Origin of the sequence: Algibacter lectus (assembly GCF_900112395.1) — a bacterium.
In the GTDB taxonomy this organism is placed as follows: Bacteria; Bacteroidota; Bacteroidia; order Flavobacteriales; family Flavobacteriaceae; genus Algibacter; species Algibacter lectus.
Genome location: NZ_FOLN01000001.1, coordinates 56,280 through 67,832, shown reverse-complemented (window position 1 = coordinate 67,832; position 11,553 = coordinate 56,280). Strand labels below are relative to the sequence as shown.

Annotated in this window: 7 protein-coding genes; 5 read left to right on the top strand and 2 right to left on the bottom strand. The window is 32.7% G+C overall.

Going from position 1 to position 11,553, the window contains the following annotated elements; genetic code table 11:
- Nucleotides 1–7: 7 nt before the first annotated feature.
- Together BM246_RS00235 and BM246_RS00230 are read right to left on the bottom strand one after the other, a co-directional pair.
- The gene (locus tag BM246_RS00235; RefSeq protein WP_074935324.1) at nucleotides 8–913 is read right to left on the bottom strand and encodes a YihY/virulence factor BrkB family protein; all 906 of its coding nucleotides are present in this window, start codon (nucleotides 911–913) and stop codon (nucleotides 8–10) included.
- Between the two features lie 138 nt (nucleotides 914–1,051).
- A complete protein-coding gene (locus BM246_RS00230; RefSeq protein ID WP_074935323.1) occupies nucleotides 1,052–1,681 on the bottom strand; it encodes an SDR family oxidoreductase in 630 nt (209 codons plus the stop codon).
- A gap of 258 nt (nucleotides 1,682–1,939) precedes the next feature.
- On the opposite strand from BM246_RS00230, the gene BM246_RS19860 reads away from it, so the two are divergent.
- From BM246_RS19860 to BM246_RS00210, 5 genes are all read left to right on the top strand, one after another.
- Complete coding sequence (locus BM246_RS19860; protein ID WP_159020555.1) at nucleotides 1,940–2,092, top strand: hypothetical protein; 153 nt, start codon at nucleotides 1,940–1,942, stop codon at nucleotides 2,090–2,092.
- A 277-nt stretch (nucleotides 2,093–2,369) separates the two neighbouring features.
- The gene (locus tag BM246_RS00225) at nucleotides 2,370–5,003 is read left to right on the top strand and encodes a carbohydrate-binding protein (RefSeq protein ID WP_083415647.1); all 2,634 of its coding nucleotides are present in this window, start codon (nucleotides 2,370–2,372) and stop codon (nucleotides 5,001–5,003) included.
- Between the two features lie 145 nt (nucleotides 5,004–5,148).
- Nucleotides 5,149–9,297 (top strand): hybrid sensor histidine kinase/response regulator transcription factor, encoded by a 4,149-nt coding sequence (locus BM246_RS00220; RefSeq protein ID WP_074935321.1) that lies wholly within the window; start codon nucleotides 5,149–5,151, stop codon nucleotides 9,295–9,297.
- A 289-nt stretch (nucleotides 9,298–9,586) separates the two neighbouring features.
- Nucleotides 9,587–10,786: a glycoside hydrolase family 88 protein gene (locus tag BM246_RS00215; protein WP_074935320.1), complete on the top strand. Its 1,200-nt coding sequence runs from the start codon at nucleotides 9,587–9,589 to the stop codon at nucleotides 10,784–10,786.
- A gap of 24 nt (nucleotides 10,787–10,810) precedes the next feature.
- Nucleotides 10,811–11,548: an SGNH/GDSL hydrolase family protein gene (locus BM246_RS00210; protein ID WP_175489750.1), complete on the top strand. Its 738-nt coding sequence runs from the start codon at nucleotides 10,811–10,813 to the stop codon at nucleotides 11,546–11,548.
- Nucleotides 11,549–11,553: the final 5 nt, after the last annotated feature.

Here is an 11,553-nt window from a genome sequence, read left to right as displayed (position 1 = left end):
CTGTGAGTTATTCTGTTATAATACCAATCGTCTTCGGTTCTATGCCTTTGCCATAGCGTTTTGCATAAACATAAGTGAATTCGGCTCCAAAAAATAAAATAAGTGAGGAGTAAGAAACCCATAAGAGAATTAGAACAATACTACCCGCTGCTCCATAGGTGGAACCTGGATCGGCTTGACCAAAATATATGCCCAGTAATAATTTACCGACTACAAAGAGTATGGCGGTAAGTATAGCACCAATCCATACGGTTCGCCATTTAATTTTAGCATCGGGTAAGTACTTAAACATTAAAGCAAAAAGCACAGAAATAATACCAACAGATAACGTAAAATCTAGAACGTAAGCGATATATAGCAGAACATCTGGCAAGGCGTCACGTATATAACTGTTTAATGCGCTAATGGCTGCAGTAACTATAAAACTCACTAAAAGTAAAAAGCCAATAACTAATATAAAAGCAAAGCTTAAAGCACGATCGGTAATAATTTTCCAAATTTTAGCATTCGGGTTGGTTTTGATCTTCCAGATTTCGTTAAGCGATATTTTTAGCTGATAGAACACACCAGTTGCACCAAAAAGTAGTGTACCAATACCGATAACGGTAGACAAGAAATTACTTTCTGAATTTTGAGTTTCACTAATAATATTCTCTATAGCACTTGCGGCGTCTTTACCTAATGCGGCCGAAATTTCATCGGTCACTTGTCCTTGTACAATCTCAACACCCCAAATGGCACCAATTACATTTATTATAATCACCAATAAAGCGGGTAGAGCCAATACAGTATAGTAGGCCACAATGGCGCTAAGCCTAAACGGATCGTCGGCCATCCAAGAGGTGTATGTTTCTTTTATTAAAGAAGGAAGTTCTTTAAGGCTAAATTGGTGTGTTGTTTGTAATTCTTCCATAATACAGCGCAGTTTTAATGAAGTTTAAAAAGCGGATTGATTAAAAATGAGTGCATGCTTTTTATTAAAAAAGGTGTGCCTTTTTTATTCTTAAAATAAAAAGACACACCTAATAGTCTTGAAGTATAAATTTTTTAATTAAGACAGCGTGTCTAAAGCTTTCCCGATAAGAGTATTACCTTCTATAATTTCAAAAGTTTGGTTAATTGCGGCATCATCATGAAGTGATCTCACCAAAGTTTGCGCAACATCGGCTCTACTAATAGAACCACTTTTATTTAAGCTTTTTTCTAGTTCAATATGGTCTGTGGCGTTATTATTGGTTAAACTTCCTGGTCTAACAATAGCGTAGGTTAAATCACTTAGTTTTAAATATTCATCAGCATTATGTTTAGCCATTAAATAGTTTTTTAAGTCGCTTGCTTTTTCTGGGTTTTCTGCTCCCATAGAACTTAGCATAACAAATTTCTTAACATTGGCTTTTTTTGAAGCATCTACTAATTTTTTTGCACCTTCTTGATCTACATCAATAACGTTTTTTCCTCCAGAACCAGCTGCAAATATTACTTTATCTATACCTTTTACAGTATGCGAGATGTCTTGTTCTAAATCTCCTAAAACGGTTTCTATACCGTCTTTTTTAAACTGTTCTTCTTGTTCGGCTTTACGAACCATAGCGACAGGTTTAAAATATTGAGATGCATTTAATAAGTTTACTATTTTTTTTCCGGTGGTACCATTGGCACCAGCTACTAATATATTTTCCATAATTTGTTTTTTTCAAAGGTGCCGCTATTTCCTGCTTTGTATTAATTCAAAAACGTTTATTGTTAACCCAATTGAATTCTGTGTAGGTATAAAGTTGTTCGAATTACTCAATTAATGCATTGCGTTAAAAATTAACAGTATTCCGTTAATCGGTTAAGGCTTTAATAAATACATTTGAAGAACTACTCAAAGAGACATGTTTTAGTATGAAGAAGTAATACATGTCTAGATATTAATTCAACATAAAATATAAAAGATATGAAACAAGGAGAAGAAGATTTTAAATTTGTAAAAGAGAAAAATGAAGATAAAGGAAATTATATTTTTCAGAAAGATAAATTAACCAGATATGGTTTCTATTTTGTAGGAACGGTATTAGCTATTATTGGTATAGTGCTTTTTGTAGTTTAATGCGGAAGGTATATACATTTATATAAAATTAAAAAGCCCTGAACTTATGTTTGGGGCTTTTTTGTTTCACCATGTCTTGTAAATGGGTGATAGTTTCTAATCTAGGGGTAATAATATCGTTTATTAATTTGTTTTAAATTTTAGATTTACAATACCACTCATCTTTAAATTTAGATGAATTTACTGAATTAAATTAGTGTCTATTTTTTACAATAATAGGCTTCTTTTTTAACGAAGTAAATAACCGAAACTAAACTAAAATTGTAAAAATTAAGACATGAAGAAAACTACTTTCAGGGTAATCAACCCCCTTTCAATTTCAAAAAAAACACTTGTATTGCTATGCTTCATTTTGGGGTATTTCGGTAGCATAAATGCTCAATTTGTACACCCAGGTTTATCTCATAAACAATCGGATTTAGAACGTATGAAATATATGGTTGAAGCAGAGATAGATCCTTGGTTTAGTTCTTATCAACATATGGTTTCCGATTCTAAAGCAAGTTATAATTATGCTGTTCAAGGAAATACATCGATGACGGTTTTGTATCGAGATTCACCTAAAACAAACCTCTCAGCTTTTGAAAGTGATAGCAGAGCAGCCTATTACAATGCTTTGCAATGGAGTATTACTGGAGATAGTCGATATGCCGATAAAGCAGTAGAAATTTTTAACGCATGGACCGGCTTAACTTATCTACAACATACAGGTACTAGAGCGTTAACGAGCTGCTTAATATATCAAATGGTAGAAGCTGCTGAGATTATAAAAAGTACTTACTCTGGCTGGGCAGCCAACGATATTCAAGCTTTTAAAGATATGCTGGTGTATCCTGGGTATTCTAATACAACTGTACCAGCAGATTTAACTACACAAGGCACATGGTATTGGCGAGCTTATTTGTTTGATTATGTACGTGCAGGAAATCAAGAATTAAGTGCTATACGAGCGTGTTTGGCAATGGGGGTGTTTTTAGATAACGAAATTATGTACGATAGAGCACTTAGATATACCATGGGATTACCACATCGTACGGATGATTTACCATATCAGGCTGGTCCGCATATAAGAGGTAGTATAAAAAGTACAACAGAATATCAGGTAGATTATAATTATACCATAGGCAATACAACGCCAGATTACGGTTTTAATGGAGTTTTAACTAATTATATCTATGTTAATGGACAGTCACAAGAAAGTTCTAGAGATCAAGTGCATACTATGTGGGGAGAATCTTTATTATGTTCGGTTGGCGAGATTGCATGGAATCAAGGAACCGATTTTTGGGGCGCTTCAGATTCTCGTATTCTATTAGGTTTAGAGTATAACATGAAATATAGTGTCTCTTATATAGCTTCATATCCAGATCAACCAACAGAATGGACTCCAACAGTAGAATCTGGTGAATTTATAGAAGGTATGGACAGAACAAACCGAACAAAGTCTTTAGCTATGTCTCCAATATATGGAACCGATGCAACTAGAATATTACGTGGTACCTTCCATACAGTTGCTGCTTGGGAATTACCAACCGCGCATTATGTAGGTAGAGGACTAAAAACTGAAGATGATGCGAAATGGACTTTAAGAGCACGAGAAAAATCTATAGATATTAACGGAACATACGAAACAGCACCTTCAAATGGAGCATATCTTGGTTATGGCGGATTAACCTTCCGTAGGCCAAACGAATGTTTTGGAGATCCTATTTCTGGTTTCGATGGAAATAATTTACCTATTTATAATATGAATGGTTTACCTATGACGGTAGAAGCAGAGAATTTTGATTATTCAACAGTAAGTGGTGAAAATCGTATATATCATGATATATCTATCGGGAATTCTGGAAATAACTACCGTACTGATGAAAATGTAGATCTAAAAGAATGCTCGGAAGGTGGATATAATGTAACAGATATTGCATCGGGCGAATGGCTTACGTATACGGTAAACATTCCTAATAATGGAACTTATGATATTTTAATAAGATATGCATCAGTTAATGCCAATGGTACTATAAAATTTAATATTGGAGGAGTAGATGTAACAACCGATGTTGTTGTTCCTTTTGGAGGGGCTCATTCTATAGGATTAAACGATTGGAAGGATTTTACCGTAGCAAGTAATGTAACCTTAACAAAAGGTGTACAAGCTCTAAAAATTTATTTTAATGGTGTAGATAATGCTTTTGAATTAAATAATTTTACAGTAAACTTAATTAGTAATCAAGATGAGGTTGATGCGTGTGGTACTATAGTTGCAAATTCTCAAATAAATGCAGAAGATTATTGTGATAGCCAAGGCGTTGAGATTAAATCAGCATCAGAAGGAGGTTCTTATGTTGGAGGTATTCAAAAGGGGGATTTTTTAAATTATGGAGTTTTCAATTTTGATGAAAATAGTATTAATGAGGCTGAGGTTGCAATTGGGAAATCTTCAACTAAAGATACGTTTGTAGAAATTAGACTCGATAGTGATAATGGTACTTTAATTGGCACTATAGATGTTAGCGAAACAACAGGGGGTTCGCAAAATTGGAAAGCAAGTTCGGCTACTTTAGAGCATGTTTCTGGGACTCATGAGGTATTTTTGGTTTTTAATGGTCAGGCCAACACAACTTTAGCAAACTTTAATTGGTTTAGACTTTACAATAATATTTCTCTATCTGTAGAAGAGGGAAATAATGCTTTAATGTCTATGTATCCAAATCCAGTGATTGATGTATTTACTGTAACAAATAGCCAGGGCAGTGTTTTAGAAATTCATGATATGCTTGGTAAATTATTACTTCAAACTAAAGTTGAGAATAATAATAAATCATTCGATGTTACTTATTTAAATCGAGGTGTTTATTTTGTTTCTCTTAAAAATAATGGCGTTGTTATAACCGAGAAGATAGTTAAAAATTAAATAGATTACATTTTATATTGGCTACTAAATAATGCAAACGAGACTTAGTAGCCAGTTTAAACTATCATCTTTAAAAAACCGGTTAATTTATTTAAGTTTGTATCATAAATTAAACAAACCAAAAGCATCAAACCAAATAAAATAAATGAATTTGAGATTATATTTTGCATTAGTTTCTCTTTTTATTTCATTTTCAGCTCTAGCTCAATTCAATAATTTAAAATTTGAGAATTTAGATAAGATAGATGGACTTTCTAGTAGCACATGTTCCGAGATATTTCAGGATCAAGATGGTTATCTGTGGTTTGGTACTATTGATGGTTTAAATAAATATAACGGATATGGTTTTGAGGTCTTTAGACCAAATCTTAACGATTCTACTTCTATTAGCAACATCAGGATTAATACCATTACAGAAGATAAAAGTGGTAATTTATGGATTGGTACCAATAACGGACTCAATATTTTAAACAAAAACACTCAGCAATTTTCTCGCGTTAATATTTTTGAAAGTGAATCTTTAACCTCAAACACCAATGAGGTTATAAATAAATTATTGTTTGATGATGTTAAAAACACCATTTGGGTAGCGACCAATAAAGGCGCGGTAAAAATTGACTTAAAAGATAATGATGTTAACGCATCTAACTTAAAAATTAATACGTTTCAACATAACGAAGACAACAAGAATTCTATAGATAATAACTACGTTAACGTGGTTTTAAAAGATAAGAATAACAACATTTGGCTGAGTACAAATGGGTCTTATTTAAATAAATATAATAAGGTTAAAAATAATTTTGAAAGGGTTTTAATAGAAAACAAACGCTTTTATGAGCTAAACCATATCTCTAAACGAGTTTTTATAGATAAAGATGGCGATTTTTGGATTGGTAATGATGTTTCTAATTTAATACTTTGGAATCCTAGAAGTAATAGTTTTAATCACATTTCTATTGTTAAAAACAAAGCGCCAATACAAGATTTTTATCAAGATGAAAACGGAATTATTTGGATTTCTACGGATGGGCATGGTTTGTTGTTATACAATAAACAAGAAGGAAAACTAGAGCAAAGCATAGTTAACAATCCGTTCGATCCGTTTTCATTACCGAACAATCAGCCTTCAAAAATATTTCAAGATTATAATGGCGTTTTCTGGATTGGTAGCTACGATAAAGGTGTGAGTAAATTGGATCCGTCTAAAAACTCTTTTGGGCATCACTATTATCAACCTAATAACCCAAAGGGGCTGAGTGAAAAAATTGTACAATCGGTTTTACAAGATTCTAAAGAAAGAATTTGGTTAGGGGTTTACAATGGAGGTTTAGATTTATACAATCCAAAAACTAATACTTTCAAAAACTTTGCACAAAATCCTAAAGCTAATAATGCATTAAGTTCAAACAAAATATTATACACTTTTGAAGATTCTAATCAAGATATTTGGGTTTGTACTTTCGATGGTGGTTTAAATAAGTTTAACACTGAAAATTACGAGTTTGAAAGGTTTCTACATGATGAAAACGATAGCTTAACTATTGGACAAAATTCAGTATGGACTGGGATTGAAGATGCTGATCAGCGTATTTGGTTAGGGCTAAAAAGTGAAGGTCTAAATATTTATAACCCGAAAAATAAAACGTTTCATAGTTATAAAAATAACTTAGCGAGTAATAACATTTATACACTATTTATTGATTCTAAAAACAGATTACTTATCGGAACCAATTTAGGTTTGAATATTCTAGACTTAAATGCTCTCAGCGAGTTTATACCAAAGATGCTAGACGTTTTCGAAGTAAAAGAAAAAGGTGTTGCAGGGCAGAAAATAAATTATATCACCGAAGATGTTTTACACAACATTTGGTTAGGTACGGACAATGGTGTTTTTAAATTAGATAGCAATTTAAAAGTTGTAAAAGCATATGCATCGGCAAACGGACTGCCTAATAATTTTGTTGTTGGTTTGGCGGAGGATAATGATGGGAATTTGTGGGCAACTACAAAAAATGGTCTGTCATTTATTAACACTAAAACAGATCAAATTAAAAACTTCAATACGCACGATGGTATACAAGGCGCAGAGTTTCAAAGTAAGTCTATAGATAAAACTACGGATGGTAAACTAATAGCGGGAGGCATTAATGGTTTTAATATTTTTAATCCTAAAAGCATCAATTTAAAGTCTGCAGAAGTTTTAAAGCCAAAAATAACAGGGTTTCGTTTAAATAATAAACAGATAAATTATGGCGATTCTGTAAATGGTAGAGTGCTTTTAACTAAAGACATTTCTCAAACAAAATATATAGAGCTAAAGCATGACGAGAATTATATTTCGTTTGAGTTTGAAGCGCTTTTTTATAATAATCCAGATCATGTTAGGTATGCCTACAAAATGCATGGCATAGATGATAATTTTGTAACTGTTGAGAGTTCACGCGTGGTTAATCAGGCTAATTTATTACCGGGTAGTTACACATTTGAAGTTTTAGCGTCTGTAGATCGTGCATGGGAAAAAAGCGAATCGGCATTAATACGCATAGACATTTTACCTCCTTTATGGAAAACATGGTGGGCTTATCTTATTTATTTAGTGCTAATAACTGGACTTATTTTGTTCTTTATGAGGCTTTATAGTGCCCGTATTCAAGAATCTCAGGAGCGAAATCTCGACGCCATGAAACTTCAGTTTTTTATAAATGTATCGCATGAGTTTAGAACACCGCTTACTTTGATCTTAAATCCGCTAGAAAAAATATTGGTTAATTTAAATGAGTCTGCCGTTGTAAAATCTTCTGCTTTATCAGCACAGCGTAGTGCTAGACGCCTTTTACACTTGGTAAATCAGCTTTTAGATTACCGAAAAATGGATGCAGGAATGGCGCCTTTACAATTAGAAAAAGGCGATATCGTAAAGTTTAGTGAATCTATCTTTGATTTATTTAAGGGTTTAGCTGAAAAAAAACAGATAGACTATCAGTTTGTATCTTCTTCCGAAGAAATAATATCTCTTTTTGATTTCGATAAACTCGAAAAAATAATAACCAATTTAATTTCTAATGCCATTAAATTTACCGATCGTGGCGGGAGTATAAGCGTTAATATAGCAAGTTTAACTCAAGAAAATCGTGTTTCAGGTGTGTTTAAAAAACAGAAACAACGCGGCGATTTTGTAGAGATTGTGATTAAAGATAGCGGTGTTGGTATGGATAAGGAGCAACAAGAGCAAGTGTTTTCACGCTTTTCTAGTTTAGATGCTACTAAGTCGGGTACTGGTATTGGATTAAACTTTACTAAAGCATTAGTTGAAATGCATGAGGGTACTATTACTGTAAAAAGTAAACTTAAAAAAGGCTCTAAATTTATAGTTGCTATTCCTTTAGATATAAATGGTAGAGAAGAAGTGGTTGAAAATGTTAAGAACGAATTTTTAATAAACTCAATGAAGGCTGTAGAGTACGATATGCTTACTTCCGATATAACATTACCAACCGAAAAATTACAACCTGAAACTCTGAATGCTAAAAAGCAAACCATATTAATTGTAGAAGATAATAGTGAGCTGAGGGCACATTTAAAAGATGATTTAAGCGATCATTACATTGTAAAAGAAGCCGTTAACGGAAAAAAAGGTTTAGAAATGGTTTTGAAGCATTATCCAGACATTATTATTAGTGATGTAATGATGCCAAAAATGGATGGTTTTGAAATGTGTAAAACATTAAAAACGGAGTTTGAAACATGCCATATTCCTATAATTTTATTAACTGCGAGAAGCAGGGAAGAAGATTTAATATCTGGTTTTAATCAAGGCGCAGATGCTTATGTATCAAAACCTTTTAGAATTACAGTGCTAAAAGCTAGAATAAAAAATCTTTTAGATACTAAAGAAAGGTTAAAACAAAAATTCTCTAAACTTGGTGCTATACTGCCTTCAAAAGAATTGACAACAAATTCTTTAGATGAAGCTTTTATCGAGAAGGCCACAAAAATTGTATTAGAAAATATAAGTAATCCCGATTTTAAAATTGCTGATATTTTAAAAGAAATAGGTCTTGGTAAGTCTCAGTTTTTTAGAAAAATTCAATCTATAACCGGCCAAAATCCTAGCGGCTTTATTAGAGTAATCCGCTTGAAGTATGCTGCGGAATTATTACTTCAGGGTAGCTTTACAGTTAAGGAAATTGCATACAAAGCTGGTTTTAATTCTTCAACCTATTTCGGTAAAAGTTTTAAAGCAGAATTTAAAGTAACTCCAAAAGAATATATTGATAACCACGAAAATAAATAACATTTTGTTATTTAAAAAGTTGTCTAATTACTCGTGTTTATAGCTTGTTTATATGTTTTTTACTACATTAATTAGCTGTTACATATACTCTAAGGCCTTGTAATTGTTAGATTTTGGCTATTTGGGTAATAATTACTATCATTAGAGCAATAATTTATATTCTTCAATATTAAATCTCTTTACTATTGTAAAGCACACATGCAATATGCTTTGTGTTTCTTCCGGAAAGGGTATTCAAAAAATACATTCTTAAAAGGAAGTTTTAAACAAGAATTTTAAATTAATGTATATGAAATTTTTTAAAGTGAACATTTTCATTTTAGGCTTTACAATGCTAATCGTAAGTTGTTCTTCAGTAAAAAAAGAGAAAGATGTTAAACATATTGATGAGATATTAAATTCTAATACAATAAAAGTAAAAGAGGCTTTAAAAGATCTAAAAACATTCGATAGTTTTCCTCGTAGTATTTCTAAAAATCACTCCAAATGGGAGCAAGTAGGCGTTAAAGATTGGTGCAGTGGTTTTTGGCCTGGCGTGCTTTGGTATGCTTACGAGTTTTCTGGAGATGAAGATTTAAAGCTGGCAGCCCAAAATTTCACGGCATCACTAAAAACTATTGCCTATAGTAAGGCTTTGGATCATGATATTGGTTTTCAAATTTATAACAGCTACGGTAATGGCTATAGGCTTACGGGTAACCCAGAATATAAAAAAGTAATGTTAGCTGCTGCCGATACTTTAGCAACTTTGTACAACCCGATTGTTGGCTCTATACACTCTTGGCCAATGAAACCACAATACCCTCACAATACCATTATTGATAATATGATTAATTTAGAGTTACTGTTTTGGGCGGCTAGAAATGGAGGTTCAAAAAGGCTCTATGATATTGCAGAGAGCCATGCAGAGGTGAGTATGAAGTATTTGGTGCGTCCAGATTATTCAACCTATCATTTAGGGGCTTTTGATGATAAAACAGGTGCATTTATTCGTGGTGTAGCACATCAAGGTTATGCCGATGATTCTATGTGGGCCAGAGGACAAACTTGGGGTATTTATGGGTTTGCTTTCACTTACAGAGAAACAGGTCGAGAAGATTTCTTAAACACTGCCATTGGTCTTGCCGATAAATTTTTAGAACGTTTACCTGAAGATGGTATTCCGTTTTGGGATTTCGACGATCCTAAAATTCCAAATGCACCTAAAGATGCTTCCGCGGCTGCCGTTGCAGCTTGTGGTTTATTGGATCTTTCAAGCTTGGTTAAAGATGCGGAATTAAAAGAAACTTACTTTAATGCAGCTAAGCGTTTTATAGATATTCTTTCTTCCGATGCATATCTAAGTAAAAATAACAATCAAGCATTGTTACTGCATTCAACGGGACATCACCCTAAAAATTCAGAAATCGATGTGCCTATTATTTATGCGGATTATTATTTTATGGAGGCCTTATTGAGGTTGAAGCAATTAGAACAAAATAAAGAGTAATTCTAATTAATGAAAAGTACCTATATGAATAAGTTTTTTTACTTAGTATTGGCATTAATAATTTGCTTTAGTGCATGTAAAACAGCAGCTGTAAAAAATGAGAAGTACATCTTGAAAATGGAAAATAAAGGAGTTGCAGGAAACACTACACGTAACTTATTAAGTCGATTAGAAAAGGATGTTTTAGCCGAAAAACCAGATTTAGTGATTGTTATGGTAGGTACTAACGATATGCTGAATTCAAAGAAATTTGTGTCGTATACAGACTATCAATCCAATCTATTACAAATTGTAACACAAATTAAAAAGCAGCATGCACAAGTATTATTAATATCACCTCCAAGAGTAGATAGTCTTTATCTGTTTAAACGTCATGATGAAGCCATGTTTACCGATACGCCTAATGTGAAACTGCAAAAAGTAACACAAATTATGAGAGCGGTTTCCAAAGAAAATAAAACCCTCTTTGTTGACAATTACAGTGTTTTTAAAGCAAAAGGATTACCACAACACAACCAAGATAATTACATCAGGAACTTAAAAAATAGTAATAAAGAAGATGGTGTGCATTTAAAACCGATAGGGTATAAGCTTATAGCCGAAAATGTATTCGGTTATTTAAAAACCAATAATTTAGTAGGCAAGTATAAATACATTATTTGTTTTGGAGATTCTTTAACCAAAGGTTCTGGAGCTTCTGGAGCGGGAACAATAACAGGAGAAAATTATCCTTCCTTCTTATACGGAATGCTTAACAATTAAGTCAT

Excerpts from the sequence above, each read along its gene's own strand:
- BM246_RS00235 (WP_074935324.1), bottom strand. The coding sequence starts at position 913 with ATGGAAGAATTACAAACAACACACCAATTTAGCCTTAAAGAACTTCCT.
- BM246_RS00230 (WP_074935323.1), bottom strand. The coding sequence starts at position 1,681 with ATGGAAAATATATTAGTAGCTGGTGCCAATGGTACCACCGGAAAAAAA.
- BM246_RS19860 (WP_159020555.1), top strand. The coding sequence starts at position 1,940 with ATGAAACAAGGAGAAGAAGATTTTAAATTTGTAAAAGAGAAAAATGAA.
- BM246_RS00225 (WP_083415647.1), top strand. The coding sequence starts at position 2,370 with ATGAAGAAAACTACTTTCAGGGTAATCAACCCCCTTTCAATTTCAAAA.
- BM246_RS00220 (WP_074935321.1), top strand. The coding sequence starts at position 5,149 with ATGAATTTGAGATTATATTTTGCATTAGTTTCTCTTTTTATTTCATTT.
- BM246_RS00215 (WP_074935320.1), top strand. The coding sequence starts at position 9,587 with ATGAAATTTTTTAAAGTGAACATTTTCATTTTAGGCTTTACAATGCTA.
- BM246_RS00210 (WP_175489750.1), top strand. The coding sequence starts at position 10,811 with ATGAATAAGTTTTTTTACTTAGTATTGGCATTAATAATTTGCTTTAGT.